This is a genomic window from Companilactobacillus ginsenosidimutans (assembly GCF_001050475.1).
Lineage (GTDB): Bacteria > Bacillota > Bacilli > Lactobacillales > Lactobacillaceae > Companilactobacillus > Companilactobacillus ginsenosidimutans.
Window position 1 is genome coordinate 2,079,739 of record NZ_CP012034.1, and the last position, 17,533, is coordinate 2,097,271.

Annotated in this window: 15 protein-coding genes, 1 tRNA gene and 2 riboswitches; of the genes, 8 read left to right on the forward strand and 8 right to left on the reverse strand. The window is 35.9% G+C overall.

The window, feature by feature from the left end:
* Positions 1-83: 83 nt before the first annotated feature.
* From ABM34_RS10420 to ABM34_RS10430, 3 genes are read right to left on the reverse strand one after another with little or no spacing between them, the layout of a single operon-like run.
* Positions 84-740 (reverse strand): energy-coupling factor transporter transmembrane component T family protein, encoded by a 657-nt coding sequence (locus tag ABM34_RS10420; RefSeq protein WP_048705568.1) that lies wholly within the window; start codon positions 738-740, stop codon positions 84-86.
* Entirely contained in the window at positions 724-2,160 is a 1,437-nt protein-coding gene (locus ABM34_RS10425) for an ABC transporter ATP-binding protein (protein WP_048705570.1), read from the reverse strand. Before ABM34_RS10425 ends, ABM34_RS10420 begins: the two co-directional genes overlap by 17 nt.
* Before the next feature lie 8 nt (positions 2,161-2,168).
* Positions 2,169-2,759: an ECF transporter S component gene (locus ABM34_RS10430; protein ID WP_048705572.1), complete on the reverse strand. Its 591-nt coding sequence runs from the start codon at positions 2,757-2,759 to the stop codon at positions 2,169-2,171.
* Positions 2,760-2,869: 110 nt separating this feature from the next.
* A riboswitch (TPP riboswitch) is annotated at positions 2,870-2,959 on the reverse strand.
* Positions 2,960-3,106: 147 nt separating this feature from the next.
* Positions 3,107-3,208: riboswitch (TPP riboswitch) on the forward strand.
* 37 nt (positions 3,209-3,245) lie between these two features.
* Here ABM34_RS10430 and tenA point away from each other — a divergent pair.
* Positions 3,246-3,923, forward strand: coding sequence for a thiaminase II (gene tenA / locus ABM34_RS10440; protein ID WP_048705576.1), 678 nt, complete (start codon positions 3,246-3,248; stop codon positions 3,921-3,923).
* A 31-nt stretch (positions 3,924-3,954) separates the two neighbouring features.
* On the opposite strand, the gene ABM34_RS10445 is transcribed toward tenA, so the two are convergent.
* Together ABM34_RS10445 and ABM34_RS10450 are read right to left on the reverse strand one after the other, a co-directional pair.
* On the reverse strand, positions 3,955-5,625 hold the full coding sequence (locus ABM34_RS10445) for a glycoside hydrolase family 13 protein (protein ID WP_048705577.1): 1,671 nt from the start codon (positions 5,623-5,625) through the stop codon (positions 3,955-3,957).
* 2 nt (positions 5,626-5,627) lie between these two features.
* Entirely contained in the window at positions 5,628-7,037 is a 1,410-nt protein-coding gene (locus ABM34_RS10450) for an SLC45 family MFS transporter (RefSeq protein ID WP_083988309.1), read from the reverse strand.
* 193 nt (positions 7,038-7,230) lie between these two features.
* Here ABM34_RS10450 and ABM34_RS10455 point away from each other — a divergent pair, with 193 nt between their 5' ends.
* Complete coding sequence (locus ABM34_RS10455) at positions 7,231-8,238, forward strand: LacI family DNA-binding transcriptional regulator (RefSeq protein WP_048705579.1); 1,008 nt, start codon at positions 7,231-7,233, stop codon at positions 8,236-8,238.
* A 224-nt stretch (positions 8,239-8,462) separates the two neighbouring features.
* On the opposite strand, the gene ABM34_RS10460 is transcribed toward ABM34_RS10455, so the two are convergent.
* Positions 8,463-8,819 carry a hypothetical protein gene (locus tag ABM34_RS10460; protein ID WP_048705581.1) on the reverse strand — a complete coding sequence of 119 codons (357 nt, stop codon included), beginning with the start codon at positions 8,817-8,819 and terminating at the stop codon, positions 8,463-8,465.
* A 221-nt stretch (positions 8,820-9,040) separates the two neighbouring features.
* Here ABM34_RS10460 and ABM34_RS10465 point away from each other — a divergent pair, with 221 nt between their 5' ends.
* The 3 genes from ABM34_RS10465 to ABM34_RS10475 all read left to right on the forward strand — a co-directional run bounded on the left by ABM34_RS10465 (position 9,041) and on the right by ABM34_RS10475 (position 12,341).
* Positions 9,041-9,466 (forward strand): hypothetical protein, encoded by a 426-nt coding sequence (locus ABM34_RS10465; protein WP_048705583.1) that lies wholly within the window; start codon positions 9,041-9,043, stop codon positions 9,464-9,466.
* A gap of 1,032 nt (positions 9,467-10,498) precedes the next feature.
* Positions 10,499-11,002 (forward strand): hypothetical protein, encoded by a 504-nt coding sequence (locus ABM34_RS10470; protein ID WP_048705584.1) that lies wholly within the window; start codon positions 10,499-10,501, stop codon positions 11,000-11,002.
* A gap of 16 nt (positions 11,003-11,018) precedes the next feature.
* Positions 11,019-12,341, forward strand: a complete 1,323-nt coding sequence (locus ABM34_RS10475; protein WP_157023367.1) for a glycosyltransferase family 2 protein — start codon at positions 11,019-11,021, stop codon at positions 12,339-12,341.
* A gap of 77 nt (positions 12,342-12,418) precedes the next feature.
* Here ABM34_RS10475 and ABM34_RS10480 read toward each other — a convergent pair whose 3' ends face one another.
* Both ABM34_RS10480 and ABM34_RS10485 read right to left on the reverse strand, forming a co-directional pair.
* The gene (locus ABM34_RS10480; RefSeq protein ID WP_048705586.1) at positions 12,419-12,682 is read right to left on the reverse strand and encodes a type II toxin-antitoxin system Phd/YefM family antitoxin; all 264 of its coding nucleotides are present in this window, start codon (positions 12,680-12,682) and stop codon (positions 12,419-12,421) included.
* A 448-nt stretch (positions 12,683-13,130) separates the two neighbouring features.
* Positions 13,131-13,203, reverse strand: a tRNA-Lys gene (locus ABM34_RS10485).
* Positions 13,204-13,363: 160 nt separating this feature from the next.
* On the opposite strand from ABM34_RS10485, the gene yycF reads away from it, so the two are divergent.
* The 3 genes from yycF (at position 13,364) to ABM34_RS10500 (ending at position 17,531) form a co-directional block, all read left to right on the forward strand.
* Positions 13,364-14,074 (forward strand): response regulator YycF, encoded by a 711-nt coding sequence (yycF, locus tag ABM34_RS10490; RefSeq protein WP_048705588.1) that lies wholly within the window; start codon positions 13,364-13,366, stop codon positions 14,072-14,074.
* 180 nt (positions 14,075-14,254) lie between these two features.
* Entirely contained in the window at positions 14,255-16,156 is a 1,902-nt protein-coding gene (gene walK / locus ABM34_RS10495; protein ID WP_048705589.1) for a cell wall metabolism sensor histidine kinase WalK, read from the forward strand.
* Positions 16,146-17,531 (forward strand): YycH family regulatory protein, encoded by a 1,386-nt coding sequence (locus ABM34_RS10500; RefSeq protein ID WP_048705591.1) that lies wholly within the window; start codon positions 16,146-16,148, stop codon positions 17,529-17,531. Before walK ends, ABM34_RS10500 begins: the two co-directional genes overlap by 11 nt.
* Positions 17,532-17,533 lie beyond the last annotated feature (2 nt).

Below are 17,533 nucleotides of genomic sequence, written 5' to 3' on the forward strand. Positions count from 1 at the left end.
GCGTCTTGTCAGAGGATGACAGGACGCTATTTCTTTAGGAAGGAATGTGAACTCTTGCTGACTATTTTAGCCATCCAGGCTACTTACTCCAAACGGCTAAAAGCTAAGAGTTGTAATGCTATTAATAAAATTATTGCTAATATCCAATTCCAGGCGGGGATTGGATATTTTTTGTAGTGAGTTCTTGGGGTGAGCTCACTGAATCCGTGTGACTGCATTGCTTGTGCTAAATTATCTGACCATCTAATTGAAACCAGAATTGATTTGAAAAATATTTCTGGTGACCAAACGTGCAAGACTTCGCCTCGCATCATCGCCGCAATTTTCATCTGCTTAACAGTTTGAACAACACGTGGTGCGAAGTTAAATGCGCCCAATGTTCCGTAAACAAATTTAGAAGGGATATGGGCATTTTGCTCCAGAGAACCCAATAAATCATCAACTGTAACTGTGAAAGTCAGAACCCCTCCAAGTGCGATATAGGCATAAATTCTGGTTGAAAGAAGCCAAGCACTGTGAAGTGAATCACCTGAACCATGCAAATAAAATGAAAACCAAGTTCCCATTACGGGGATGATTGGTACAATTAACAGCCATAATAATCTTTTAGGATTTATCCGCTTGATCAACAGGTAAATTAGACCGAGTAACGCGATTATGATATTTGCTAAATAACTTTGCATGAATGCAAGTTCGAAACTGGCGATTAAGACTAATGCTAATTTAAGAGATGGATTCAAAGTTAGCCACCTCCGAATATTCAAGAGTCTGATTGCGTAGTTCTAAATGATAGTCGAAGAAATTATTTAAACCACTTAATTGATGACTAATCAGTAAAATGGTTTGATTTTGTCTTTCAGATATTTCTTTTATCATTGTCATAACAACAAGGGCTGAATCTATATCTAATCCGGCCAGAGGTTCATCCAATAATAATACTGGTGTACCCAAAATCAACATCTCAAAGATTTGAAGTTTCTTTTTTTGACCACCAGATAGTTGATAAACAACATGATCTTTTAATTGATCTAATTTTAGTTTTAGTAAATAATTATCGACCGCTTTTGAAGTCCAAAAGTCTTTGAAATCAGTATATTTTAGACTCAAATCAATCTCTTCTTGGACTGTTAGTTTAAGATATTGCATCTGCGAATCTTGGAAAACAAAACCAATTTGTCTCGCAAATTTTCTTTGATTGTATTTCAAGATGTTTTTATCTTGATAATTTATTTGGCCCTTAAAATCATGTAGACGGGTAAGTGCAGAGAAGAAGGTAGATTTTCCAGTACCATTTTCACCGGTCAGTAATATCATCTTATTTTTGAAAATCGAAAAGGAGGTATCGGCGAGTAAAGTCTTTGAACCGTTTTGTAAATGAAGGTTTTGGATATTTATAATATTGCCTTCATTTTTTTCGATAGGGAGATCAAAAGTAAGCTTACAACTGTTTGACTGGTAACGACTGAACACATTGCTCTGATTAGTAATATGTTCAAGTGTTCCGTCTTGAAAGTGGTACAAATTATCTATCAATTCCTGGTAACCGTTTAAATCATGATCAGTAATTAAGATGGTTTTACCATCGTTAACTTGGAGGTCTTTAAGTAGTGAAAGCAATTGCCCTCGAGATTTCATGTCAATTGATGCAAAAGGTTCATCCAGCATAATGAAATCAGCATCCATTGCTAATGTGATGGCAATGGAAACTTTTTGCAATTCTCCACCAGATAATGTATCGATTTTACGTTCTTTGAAACCAGATATACCAACTCTTTTAAGTGAACTATCAATAATGTTATCGATATCAGAGCTTGGTATTCCAATGTTTTCCAATGTAAAAATAAATTCATTTTTGACGGTTGTCATTGAGAATTGATCAATTGGATTTTGAAATAATATTGCTACGTGCCGTGATACTTTTTGAATATCCCAATCACTAGTATCTTTGCCATCCAGAAACATTTCACCACTAGACAAATGTCCCGAATATTCTGGATATAAACCAGCAATAATTTTCATTAAAGTTGATTTACCACATCCTGAAGCCCCATACAAAATGTTGAAAGTTCCAGTTTTTAAAGTGAAATCCAGATTCTTGATGATATCAGGTTCGTCATTCTTATATCTAAATGTTAAATTTTTTATTGCTAGTTTATCCATACCGTCACCTAATCTCGGTTCAAGATACCTGATTTTTCAACTAATTTGTTGATCCAGTAAACCAAGATGCCGGCAAAGAATCCGATTGAGATGAAACGAACGATGAATAAAATAATTAAGAATCCAAAATTATATTTTAGGTATCCTTCACTGATCAAACTCCAGCCGAAGGATACAACTGTACCTGTGATTGCTGATAGGAGTAAACCAAATTTGTCGAATCTTCTGTAACCGGTCATTGTGAATCCAAGTCCACTACCTACACCTTGAATTAATCCAGAAATCAAGGTTGCGGCTCCCCATTGACCACCTAAAATCATTTCGACAAAACTACCTAGAATTTCACCGATTGTACAGGCAAGTACTTTTCTAGTTAACATCGCTGCTAATGGACCGGCAATCATCCATAATCCCAATAATAGGTCATTAGCTACGGGTGCTAACCCTACTGCTGATAACCCAGCCAATAGGAAGTTGTATGAAAGACTAGTTGCAAAAAAGATTGCACCACAGAAAACACCTGTTAATGCGATAAAGGCAACGTCTCTCAACGAGTAATTAAAAATTGAAGATTTGGTTCTTGAACTTTGTCTGTTCATAGTAAATCTGTCCCCTCAAAAAAGTTTTGTTAAAAGCTCCTTGAAAGAATATATTCACGAGGCGAAAAAAGACCAACCATTTATCTGCGTGTGCAAAAAATAGTTGGCCCCTAAATTATCCAATATCTTCCTACACTAATATTAATTAGATCAGGTTCAATGGGTTTAATCTCAGCCTTGCGGCACCCCAGATATATTTTTCGAAGAATGTTATAACAATTGCAAGCTTATCATGTAGCTCATGACGTGTAAAGCTAGTTATATTTATAGCAATTAAACGAATAATCGTTAAATCAATATTTTTCAGTATAAAATATGAAAACATGATATGATTACTCCAATCAAATATTAATCGCTAGGGGTGCATTAAAAATGCTGAGATTGTAAATGCCAATCCCTTTGAACCTGATTTGGTCAAAACCAACGTAGGAAAGTGATAATCCTTGCAGATTGATATTTGAAATATCAAGCAAGGTGGAATATAAAATGGAATTTTCTGAAAGACTAATTAAAAAAGGCCAGCCGATTTTGAAACAAATATTGAAACATCCTTTCGTTGAAGGAATAGGTCAGGGAGATGTTTCAAAAGATGCGTTGGCTTTTTATGTTGGGCAAGATTTTAATTATCTAAATGCATTTATGAAAGTTTATGCTGCAGCAATACAGAAATCCAATAGTCGTGATCAAATTCAACTTTTTACTAATCAAATCGAATTTACTTTGAACAGTGAAATCCAACCACACATCGATTTTTGTAAGGTCGCAGGTATTGAGTACTCGACAGTCCAGAATGATAAGCAAGCGCCAATGACATACCTATACAACGAGCACATGTATAATGCGGCAAGAACAGGAGACTTGATAGACGTTGTTGCATCTATGTTGCCATGTCCTTGGACATATTCAGTTATTGGGGAAACTTTGATTGAGCAGGGATCCTCGACAGAATCCAATCCATTTAAATCGTGGATTGATTTTTATGCTGGTGTTAACAGTGAAGATAAAATGTTGAGTGTTCAGTTGTTTGATATTTTGGATTTGGAAGCAAGTAAATATAGTGATGAAAAACTAAAAGAAGTTGAAGATAGATTTCTGAAAAGCTGTGAACTCGAATGGCATTTTTGGGATCAAGCTTATTATCAACGTGATTGGAAATTTGTATAAAAAAAGGTATCCGATAGGATACCTTTTTGAGTTAGTCAAATAAATAAACATTAGTTTCATATGGTCTAAGTGCCGTACCTTGATTCTCTGAATAGTTACCAATCAAACGTTTGCCGTCTGCTTGTTGATAGTCTCGTTCAACTGATTTATCGGTAAAGTTACTGATAACTAACAAAGTTTTACCTTCATAGTGGCGACGATAAGCAAATACTTCATTGTCCTCAGGATCGATTTCTTCATAATTTCCGTAAGTAATTAAATCACTATTATGACGTAAGCTGATTAACTGACGATAGTAATTATAAATTGAGTCTGGATCGTCAACTTGGCTCTTGGCGTTGATTTCCTTGTAATTAGGATTCAGTGCAAACCAAGGTCTTCCAGTTGTAAATCCAGCGTTATCAGAATCGTCCCATTGCATAGGTGTTCTGGCGTTGTCACGTGACATATTTTCCAAATATTTCAGCATGGTTGGACCATCGACAGCCTTATCTTTTTCGACCAATTGATGGTAAGCATTGATACTTTCGATGTCTTCATATTGGTCGAGAGATTTGTAGTGAACGTTGGTCTCGCCCAATTCTTCACCTTCATAGACGTAAGGTGTTCCTTGCATCATGTGAAGAGTTGTCCCAAGCATTTTGGCTGCTGTAACACGATATTTTGGATTATCTGTTGCAAACCGAGAAACAGCACGTGGTTGGTCGTGATTATTCCAGTAAAGACTGTTCCAGCCCTTACCATCAAGCTCAGTTTCCCAACGGGATAAAGCTTTTTTCAGGTCGACCAATTTGATAGGCTGGTCGTTCCACTTACCCAAACGTTTGTCAGGATTAGCTGCTAAATCAACATGTTCGAATTGGAAAACCATGTTCAATTCATTGGACTTCAATCCGGTGTATTCAATAGCGTCCTCAGGCGTTGAACCAGGCATTTCGCCAACGGTCATAATATCGTATTTCGAAAGAACTTCGTCATTCATTTCATGTAAAAATTCATTCAAACGTGGACCGTCAGATACTAGTGGTTCAACATTTCCATAGGAGGAACCTGCAGCTTGGGGAGCATCAGGCAATCCAGCAGGCTTGGATATTAAGTTGATAACATCCATTCTGAAACCGTCAATACCTTTATCAAGCCAGAATTTCATCAAGCTGTACACTTCTTGTCTGACTTTAGGATTTTCCCAATTCAAATCAGGCTGTCCTGGAGCAAACAAGTGGAGGTAATATTGACCACGTTTTGGTTCGTAAGTCCAAGCTGGGCCTGAGAAGTAAGAACCCCAATTGTTTGGTGCATGTCCATCAACGGGATCACGCCAAATATAATAATCTGAGTAAGAATTATCTTTTGACTGACGGCTTTGTTCAAACCATTCGTGTTTGTCAGAAGTGTGGTTAACAACTAAATCCATAACAATTTTTAAATCATCTTTATGTGCGGTATCAAGCATTTTGTCGAAGTCATCCATGCTGCCATAAACATCTTGGATTGAGCGATAATCACTAATATCGTAGCCATTATCTTTGTCAGGTGATTTGTAAATTGGATTAAGCCAAATTACATCAGCACCTAACTTTTTAATATATGGCAAACGTTGTGTTAGTCCAGGTAGGTCACCGACTCCGTCACCATTACTATCTTGATAACTACGTGTATAAACTTGATAAACGACTGAACCTTGCCACCAATTTTTTGTCATAACTACATTTCCTCCTCAGTTTTATTTGATAAAGATGGATGAATAACGCTGACTGCTAAAGAGCCAATTAAGAGTGCTCCTCCGGCAACAGCAATCATTCCGGGCATTGATTTTCCGACCATTGGGAAAATCACAAAGCTTAGTAATGAAGCAATAATTTGTGGTAAACAAATTCCACAATTGAATAATCCGAGATAAGCACCTTCGTTTTCACCGTTCAATGATTCTGTGAAAAGTGAAAGTGGTTGCGTTTGCATTGTTAGATACCAAATTCCAATTAGTACGAATGGAACGATTAATAGAAGTTGATTGTGGATGAAGAAAATTGATACAAATCCTAATCCACCAAGGATCAAACTTACTCTTAACCAGAATTTACGTTGGGTTGGTTTTGTGTGGGATAGAACTGCAAACCCCCAAACAACAGCGGCGATTGATTGAACACAAGTCATGATTCCAAACCAATTACCGGCAGCTTGATAGCCAGCTGAAGATGCATTAGAAGTGTGCCAAACATTCTGCGCAATCGCACCAGTTCCGTATGTGCACAAATATTGGAACGCGAACCAGTTGAAAATCTGCACTACAAAAATTTCCCAAAAAGATTTTGGAGCTGTCTTAACTAATTTCCAGAGGCTGACGGATTTCTTGTGTGCGTTGACGTCGATGTGATGATAGCCGGCATAAGTTGCTGGATCATATTCGTGGACGGAGAAGATTGTGTAGAAAGCTGTGATTAAAAGAATTCCTGCTCCGATATAAAATGCTAATCGAAGTGATAGTGGAACTGTTCCTTTGGCGGCAACGTTTGAAACACCAAACCATGTTAATGCGAAGGGGAGAATTGTTGCTAAAACTCCACCTAGGTTTGAAAATGATTGTTGCCATGACCATGCTAAGTCTTTTTGATCTTCGTTAACCATGTCACCAATGATCATTTTGAATGGTTGCATACAAACATTAGAAGACAAGTCCATAAATAAGACTGATATTGCACCGAACCAAAGGGCTGCAACTGAAGCAAATCCGAGTCCAAAGTTTCCACCATTTGGTAAGAGAATCATTACTAGAGCGGCGATTGGAGCACCAATTAACAAGTAAGGCATCCGACGTCCGAACTTATTCCAAGTTCGATCGGAATATTTACCGATTAAAGGCTGGACAATCATTCCGGCAAGTGGTGGCAGAATGAAGAAGAATCCTAGTTTCGTTGGATCAGCACCGATGGTTTGGAAAATTCTTCCCATCTGTGATGATTGCAACGAGAACGCCATGTTGACTCCAAAAAATCCGAAAGTCATTGCGAAAATTGTTCCCATTGATAAATTTGGTAGTGAGTTTTTTGAAACTGAGTTTTTGACCGAAGCTTTTTTGGTAGGTATATCAGTTTCGAGTGCTTTATTATCGACCATAAGTAGTCCCCCTAAAAACTTATTTGTATTTTTGAAAATGTATTGCAACCGGTTTCATTGATGATAGTAACATTTTACACAAACGTTTACAATGGCTTTGTATCAAAAACACAAACGTTTGCGTAGAAATATACATTTCAAGACGCTAATAGAGTAGAATAGAGATTAACAAATATAAGAGGAGGAATTTGCCTTGGCTGCAACTATTAAAGATATCGCTCTAAAAGCCGGAGTATCGGCTGCAACAGTTTCACGAGTTCTCACTAACAAAGAGGGCTTTTTTGGTGATAAGACTGCCAAGAAAGTGCGGGACGCTGCCAAAGAGTTAGGCTATCGGAAAAACACGTCGGCAATGGAATTAGTAACCAAAAAAAGTAATGATCTAGCAGTTATCGTCAACGCCACTAAGACAAATTTCTCCAATTCAATCATTGACGGAATTCAAGAAACCGCCTTCCCTGAAAATTTGAACGTCATCATTTTATATGCCGGGGATGAAGATTCTGAACGACAAAAAAGAGCCATCAACACAGTGGTTGAGCGCTCAGTAATGGGAGTTTTATTGTTATCAGTTGATTTAGCACCAGAGAATTTGGAAATTTTGCAGTCAGCAAACATACCATTTTGTTTCCTATCAATTTCCTTAGATGAACGAAACTTGCCATTTATCAGTTCTGATGATTTCCAAATAGGCTATCAAGCGACTAAATATTTAATCGATCAAGGGCACACAAAAATTGGACTGGCCGGACTAGATTATCAACACACAATTACTGGAACACTAAGACTAAATGGCTACAAAAAAGCTCTTTCCGATGCAAAAATCAAATTTGACGAGGATTGGTTATCTGAGGGCGATTACAGTTACGAAGCAGGTAAAAATACCATGTCTAAATACACTGCAAAAACTAATCTAACAGCAGTAGTCTGTGGAAGTGACTGGGCAGCAATCGGGGTAATGAACGAGGCAAGAAGCCTAGGGCTTTCAGTCCCCGAGAACATATCAATAGTAGCAATCGATGGAACAGAACTATGCAAAATAGTCCAACCTCAACTAACCAGCGTCACCCAAAGTTTCTACGAAATGGGAGTATCAGGTGTAAATTGGTTACTGAATAAGGAAACACGAACCGAGCAATCAATCACACCAATAGAAATACATAGTCGACAAAGTGTAAGAAGGTTGACGATGAATGATTAAACTAACGAGATGATGTGTTTAATTACCAATACTAAATTAGATTTTATTTACTTAGAAGACTATATATGAAATGCGATGTATAAGATTAAAAATAGAAAAACAATTATTAATTAATGACTATATTGAAAAGTAAAAGGTCACTTATCACTGGATTTTTTTCAGTGGTAAGCGGCCCTTTATTAGGTACTGATAATTTTTCTACTAAATATGTTTAAAGCATAACCCTATTTGATAATGACTACTCTTTTATCATCTATAATCTTATTATTTGCTAGTTTCCAATAAACCCTATTATGCACAGAGATTTTTTTCGCATAAAAAGTTTTTAATTGAGTTTTTTCTTTATTTAAGATATTTAATTTCTTGCTAGTTTTTTGAATTTTGTTCGAATTTAGTTCGTAAGTTGGAATTGAAAGAGGCAAGCTTATATCTTCTCGAGAGATCATTATTTTTTTTGGTAACTCATTTGAAGTGGATGAAGTATATGCAGACACAGATGTGGGTGAACTACCGATAGAAGTGATGGAGCCAATTGAGATACCAATCAAGAGTATCGATAAGGTAATACTTTTGGTTTTCATAATTTTTCTCCTTTGAGTTTGTTTGGAAAGTATAACACACTGTCTAGCAATTATGATATTTAACTTTTTTTAGAAAAAACAGTATGAATGATTTCAAGTTAAAAATATTTAATTTTATTAAATATCCCATACAATTTATTCTAAAATCGATTGATGTTTTGTTTGAAGTAAGGACAAGCAGGTATTAAGTTGCAATCGAATTTAAGAAAGAAGATGTAAAAATGATTGAAAGAAAAAATATGAAATCAATTTTCTTTTCCATCGCTGCTCTATTAGCAGTTGCTGCTAGCTCGTTGTCTCCAGTTGGAGCTTTGGCAGATTCAATAAGTGGATCATCCACTACAGGGAATTTATCTCCTGTCGATTCTCAAACGGATCAGGGGGTTACCATATTAACACCAGCGACTTATCAGCCGGTATTTGATGGTCCACAAACGACGGCGGCATATCACACGATAATTATCCGTGCATATCCGTATGCTCCAGTTTATGCATATAATTCATCCGGAAATCTTGTTCCAACTAAGAGGGGGCTTGCCTCAGGAACAAAATGGAAAGCTAAGTTAGGATATTCCGGTAATTGGTGGCAAGTTTCAACAAATGAATGGGTAAGATATACCGATTGCGAAGATTTAGATAGCAAATAATTTAGTTAACAATCTTTGTGAAAAACCATTAATATTCAATAATCATCTTTTGAAGAAGTGATATGAGTCTTAAAATAAGTTAATTTTACAATAAATGAATGGAATCGAAATTTTTCGTGGATACTTAGTGTATTGTTTATAGGTTACATTTATTTTGGCTTCGATAGGGGTGCAATACACGATTATTTCATTCAACTGGTTTTTGACTGAGACGTGTTTGAGAGAACACCTAGGGTCACAGATAATTCCAAAAAAATCAAAACGGTTTATATTGAGTGTGCCTAATTGCAGAAATGCGGTTAGACATACTTTTTTCTTCTGGTAACATCTTATTGCCCAGTCGCTGGATTGAATATTCTTATTATCAAAATTAGTTCACTTCGATATTTCACACATATAATTCACTACAGTTCAATTTTCATTGGAAGACTTACCTGTTGAAGATTTCCTGTATATTGTTTTACTTAATTCAGATTTTTCTAAATATTTGCTGATATTTTCTATCTCTTTCATGATCTCTCCAAAAATTTATTGTCTCAAAATGACTAGTTTTCTGTTGGATTTAATAATACATCTGAGACTTAATTCGGAATAAATGTTGGAATTCAAGAGAGGACTATAAACAAATGATTTTTTGTATAAATCCGTAAGAATAATAGATTTCATTGTTACTTTTGCTTCCATACCACTCTCGTAACAGTTATATATCGTGTTCTGAAAGAAATTCTTCAAATTAGAAAAGTTTGGGTATTAATTTAAGTTTCAGATCAATTCATACATGCGATTGCAAGTGATTACTAGATAGATTTATCTAAGAAAACAGATACTATAGACTCAATGGAATTTATAAAAAATAATAAAAATAAAGTTTAAACATAACTAAAAACTAATGGTATTTATTCTTGAATTCTATATTGTTCAAGATGTAACATGAAATATATGACATGGCTATTTTTAAAAATCAGTATCACGCCGTGCCCTAATTAAAAATATTTTGGAAGCTCAACAAATAAAGCATTATGGGGGATAACAATGCGAGAGAAATCCAGAATGACAGGATTTTATGAGGATAAATATTTTAAGCCGGGTAATAAATCATTAAAAATCAAGGAAGGATTCATTACGCTTGTGGGTTGGGCTTTTGTTATGGGATTGATGACGTTAGTACTTATTTCATCAATGGCAAATATCGACTCACGTCTGCCAAAATTGATTCCGCACGATAGTAGCTTTTATGAAATTAACCATATGGCGTTTATTTTATTCACGCTTTCAATTATTTCGTTCTTAATTTCAATATTCTTAACTATCATGAATAACTACCGAAATAAGAGTTTTTACAACTCTGTCAGCATCTTGGACATGAAACGTGAAAAGAAACGTGAACAATTGTTTGAAGATTATGTCACAGAAAGATTTGGTAATCGAAATTTCCGACACAATGTCCGTGCCTATGAAGTTAGTCCGGAACAATGTCTGGAAAAGAACACTTATCAAAAGCTTTACAATAAATATCATGTAAATGATGTGGACTAGGGGATTGGGGGACATGATGAACAATTTATTGAATATTGATTTATGGATCAAACTGTTAAGATCAGTTTTCGATTTAACAATGTTTACCTTAAGTATTTACCCGATTCTCGGATCTTTTTTCTGGCTATCGGGTTCACTTTGCTATAGATTTCTGAAAAAGAATCTACGTGACGATAACTGGATTACTATTCCAGAACAAGACCAACCATTTATCACAATTATGATTCCAGTTCACAATGAAGAGTTGGTTCTGGAACGTACAATTCGTTATCTTTGTGAAAAAGTAAATTATTCCAAATTTGAAATTTTGGCGATTAATGACGGATCGACGGACCGCTCGCAAGAGATTTTGGAACGTTTGCAGATGACTTATGACAAATTAAGAGTAATCAACATTACAAAAAATAGTGGGAAAGCCCATGCGTTCAACGTAGGAATCAATTTTGCCAAAGGGGATTATGTTTTAAGTAATGATGCGGATACGATTCCAGAACCGAATGCACTTATGAAGTACATGAATTTCTTCAAGGATAAGAACCCTAACATTTGTGCCGTTACTGCAAACTCAGATGTTAGGAATCGTAGTTCACTTCTTGGAAAATCTCAAACACTAGAATTTTCAAGTATCATCGGTATTATCAAACGTAGTCAAGCCGCTATTTATGATTCTCTCTATGCTTATAGTGGTGCCAACACCATGTACAAAAAGAGTTTCTTAATTGCTGTTGGTGGATTTAGACAAGACAGAATTACCGAAGATATTAGTATTGCTTGGGATCACAATGCGGTCGGCGGCATTCCGACTTTCGCACCAAATATCATTTCCCATTTGATTGTTCCTAATAATTTCAATGACTTGTACAAACAACGTAAACGCTGGGCGCAAGGTGGAACTGAAGTCTGGTTGGCTAATTTTAAGAAAATTATTATGCATCCCTTCAAAAGATATACACTGCTTCCACTTTTAGCAGACGCAACTTTCTCAATCATCTGGTCATTCTTTTTCGTTATCACGACAATTTTATTCTGGTTAACATTTGTGGTCGCAATGATAACTGGGAATCACGCCTTAGCAAATACATATTTGTTCCAAGCTTTAGTATTAATTTCATTCGAATTAATTGCTGGAGTTATCCAATTGTTAGCTGCGGTAATTATCGATGACCGAATTCAAAAGATGAGGTACTTCGGATTTGCACCATTGTACATATTATTTTATTGGATTGTTGGGCCAATCACGGTAGTACACACATTCTTCGCTGCACTTAAATCAGTATTCGGTGGTGGATCTGGAATTTGGGTCAGTCCCCAAAGAAAAGCATCTGATTTAGATGGATAGAAGTTAAATTAAATTTATGTCAAAAAAACTGCTGACCAAAATTTAAAATGGTCAGCAGCTTTTTATTTGGTTTTGTACTATTTTTCATCAATAAATATATCGTGAGTTTGTCCTTCGTTGTTCATAAATTCCATCTCACCAGAATGTATCTTGTCCATAAGATAAGGATTGGATTGAATTTCTACTGTTGAAATAAGAGAGTCGTATTCAGATTTTCCAATTACAACGACAGTATCATCTATATAGTGACTAGTAACAATCAACGGCTCACAATTATCATTAACTTGTTTCATATATTTCTTAGGATCTCGTTTGAAATTGGAGAATGATTCTGCATCCATGGCATCCACCTCGTTAGTTTATATGTCATATTGTAGACTCATAAGAAACGAAATTGAGTTTTGTGAAAGGATTTTATTAATTAAGTCAATTCTGATTGATTAATAATAAAATTAACAGTAGACCTGCAGAAGACCTGCAATAGAACATACAAAAGATTTGGTTGAGTTTCGATTATTTCATTATCATCACGATATTGTTTCTTTAATGTTAATTCATAATTATTATTCTGAAATAACGATATGATGGATTGTGGAGAAATTGCTATACAACAATATTCTTTGAACGCAATTTGTTTGAAATCCCATCCCAACAATCTTTAAATTTGTATTAACTCTGTAAAACAAATAGAATGTATTACGCACAAAAATGATTTACTTAATTCAAAAGCCAATTAGCGCACAAAAAAAGCAGTTAAGTCTATGACTTAACTGCTTACTGGTTATGTTATGGGTGGTCAGGGGATCGAACCCTGGACCCACGGATTAAGAGTCCGTTGCTCTGCCAGCTGAGCTAACCACCCAAAAATGATTTCTCAATCAACGAGTTATATAATAGCATAGAAAGCAAATCGTGAGCAAGACTTTTTTTACGCAAATTGAAAGTTTTTAAGATTAAATTTAGTTGTTTTTGTTTTAATATTTCAGAACTAGTATAATGACTTAGGTCAAGGAGAGATAAATATGGCTAAAAAGATTCTAGTAGTAGACGATGAAAAACCTATTTCAGATATTGTTAAATACAATTTGGAAAATGAAGGATATGAAGTAATCACAGCTTTTGACGGCCAAGAGGCTCTTGAAAAAGTAGATTCTGAGAACCCTGATTTAATCCTACTCGATTTGATGTTACCAGTGATCGATGGTCTTGAAGTTGCTCGTACAGTTAGAAAAACTAAAGACACACCAATTATTATGTTGACTGCCAAGGACACTGAAATCGATAAAGTTATCGGTTTGGAACTTGGTGCCGACGACTATGTTACAAAACCTTTCTCTAATCGTGAATTAGTAGCCCGTGTTAAGGCTCGTTTAAGAACACAAAGAGAAACCCCATCCGAAGATACAAACAATAGTGAAATTCAAATTGGTGATTTAACGATTTTACCAGAAGCTTATACGGTAACTAAAAATGGTAAGGGTATCGAATTGACACACCGTGAATTCGAACTTCTATATTACTTGGCACAACACATTGGTCAAGTTATGAAACGTGAACACTTACTCCAAACTGTCTGGGGATATGATTATTTCGGTGATGTTAGAACTGTAGATGTTACAGTTAGACGTCTTCGTGAAAAAATTGAAAACAATCCTAGTCAACCAGAATGGTTGATGACTAGACGTGGAGTTGGTTATTATCTTAGAAACCCTGACTCAGAGAGTAATTTGTAATTCAAAACAATAGATATAGGTATGAAGCTGTGACATTTGTCACGGCTTTTTTGGTACAATTGGTCTATTCAAAGTATAATAGGACTATTAGTGATTATAGGAATACGGATGTCGAAATGACATCCCCATAAGCCGGTCTACACATCAAAAATGTTTGGCCAGCTAATAGGAGATAAGTAATTGAAAAAACGACTAGCTTTCTTACATTCAATTAATTTCAAAATTGGTTTGTCCTTCATCCTGATTCTGATTTTTACAATTGAAATTATTGGGGCGTACTTCGTTAGACAGTTGGAACAACAAAATGTTTCTCAATTTGAGGATTCTGTCAGCGTTAAAGTATATGTGCTCAATCAAATTTCTGAAAATTTGACCGATAACGACTCGCATACACGAGCTAATATTAACAATACAATCCAAGATTTTGCCCGAAACAACTCGGATATCACTGATATTCAAGTTATTGACCGAAATGGTATTGTCGTGGGGACCAAAGATGCGGACAAGGCATCTTTAATCGGACGTAGAACCTTGAAGGATCAAGTTCGACGAAGTATTAATAATAATAAAAAAATCACCCAGATTTATTATGATAAATCGCTGGGAAGTTCGTACGAATCGATAACTCCGGTCTCGTCACCTGATAACACGAATGTTGTCGGTGCTATTTACGTACGAGCTAGCATGGAATCGGTGTACACGGGGATTAACAACATCATTGTTATCTTCCTAACCGCCTCGTTAGTTGCCGGGCTCCTGAGTGCGTTAATTGCCATTTTCATTGCTCGAGCGATTACGCGACCTATTGATGAAATGAAGCAGCAGGCTGTTCGAATGGCCGAAGGGGATTACTCTGGTCAGGTACGTGTTTATTCCCCTGATGAATTGGGGCAATTGGCTATGGCTGTTAATGATTTATCAGTTAAAGTTGAAGAAGCGACTGAGAACTCGGAGTCTGAGCGACGGCGACTTGATAGCGTGCTAACGCAAATGTCGGATGGTGTTATTGCCACGAATAGATTGGGCAATATTACCGTCATTAATGAAATGGCTCGTGAGTTCTTAAATAAGACCGAGGAGGAAGCCAATGGTGCCCAATTAGTTGATGTACTAGGTATTTCTGACGACACTAGTTTTGATGAGCTGCTTGAAAGTCCTGAGCCTATGATTATCGAAACTACTGACTTTATGGACGATGATGATATTGAAGAAGGCGACGATGGTTCACTAATTCTGAATGCTGATTTCTCACTGATTCAGAGAAATAGCGGCTTTATCAGTGGTATGGTTTGTGTCCTACATGATGTCACTGAACAACAGAAGATTGATAGTGAACGTCGTCAATTCGTTTCCAACGTTTCCCATGAGTTGAGAACTCCATTGACAAGTATCAGTAGTTATATTGATGCTTTGAATAATGGTGCTTGGAAGGACCAGAAGTTGGCTCCACAATTCTTGAATGTTACCGCTGAAGAAACTGACCGTATGATCAGAATGATTCAAGACCTCTTGAACTTATCAAGAATGGACCAAGGACGTTCTAAGCTAAACAAAGAATTGGTTAACTTTAATGAGTTCTTCTCATACATTCTCGATCGATTCGACATGATGTTGAAGAAGGAAAAAGCTGATGCTAAAGAGGATGACACTAAGGTGGTCAAGGATTATCGAATCAAGCGTATTTTCACTCAGAAAGATTTATGGGTAGAAATTGATACTGATAAGATGACTCAAGTGGTTGATAACATTATGAATAATGCTATTAAGTACTCGCCAGATGGTGGTGTTATCACTTGTCGTTTGCTGGAAACCAATAAACATATCATCATTAGTATTTCTGATGAGGGTCTTGGTATTCCACGTAAAGATATCAAGAAAGTCTTCGATAGATTTTATCGTGTTGATAAAGCACGTTCTAGAAAACAAGGTGGTACTGGATTAGGACTATCTATTTCTAAAGAAATCATCGAACAACATAAAGGTAGAATTTGGGTAAATAGTGCTGAAGGTAGAGGTTCAACCTTCTACATTTCATTACCATTTGATCCAAATGAGACAGGAGGAGAATGGGATGAAATTTAGTCGACTAGTTGTACAAATTTTGCTCGTGGTAGCAGTTGTTACTAGTTTCATTTTGTCTTTCTTCATCTGGACAAATACTGCCCGCTACCAAAGAGGTCGAAATATCGATGTTTCGACCAGTGACGTAGATAAAAACAAAACACCAATTGATCAAATAATTAGTCCCACACAAATTATTTGGCAAGACGGTAAAGATCAACGCCTGCTTTATAACAATAAAGATAATATTTCTTTTAACATGCAAAAGACCATCAAAAACTGGAAAGTTGGTGAGTTCAAAGAAGAATTCACTAAAGATGGTGCTAAGTATCAGAAACTAATTCAAAGGAAAGATATGATTCAATTAATTTATCCAACTGATATTTCGATTAGAACTTTGGGATATTTATTGGGTAATAATCAATTACAAAAAGCTAAAGATCATCCCTTCAATCGTATTTTGTTGTCGACTGATGACAAGGATACCGATGAAATTTATTTAGCTAACGATGAGAATTACACAGTTTATAAAGCATCAGTTAAGGGTGCTTCTGCTGATCCAATTATCAAATTAGCTAGGAAAGCAAATATTGATTTGAAGGTTAAACTTAATTTGATGAAACATGGGGTTGTGACGTTCTATTCTGACCCAATTACCTTGAAGAGATACTCATATGTTATGAGCTCTAAGGCTGATTCAGAATATACAACTAATTTGTTTGATACCAATACGGATGATATTAACAATTCTGCAGAAGGTAATACTTATACTTATAGTGTTGGTGAATCTAAACGATTAGTTTCTGACCACGATAAAAATGAGTTAACCTTCTCAGATTACACAGATACGTCTGTACCAAAAGATTTATTGACGTTCTTCCAACGTGGATACAAGAAAGCTACCAACATTCAGAATTCAGTTTCTAACTTGCGTTTGTATGATGCTAGTTGGAAAAATAAGACTTTGATCTATCGTGAGTATGTTGAGGGATTTCCAATTTTCAAGAAGAGTGAATTTGGTTCAATTAAGATTGTCTTTAGTCGTAATGGATCGACTGAACAATTCTTGAATAAAGTTTTGGAGGTACCTGTTCCATCAGACCTACGTAATGTCACATTGAAACCTACAACTGAGATTATGAAGGAACTTAACAATGCAGGGTATTCACCTAGTGATATTCAAAAACTAGAAGTTGGCTATCAGTGGACTAACGAGGAGGACAATAATTCAGTTGTTGACCTCGAGCCTACTTATTACATTAAAATAAATAATCACTGGAAGTCTTTTGACGACTGGACAGGTATTTCTGCTCAAACTGTCTCGTCGTATAATTCTTCAAACACTAGAGTTAATACCAGTGCAAATACGCAAAGTAATACTTCAGAGGGGGAATAATC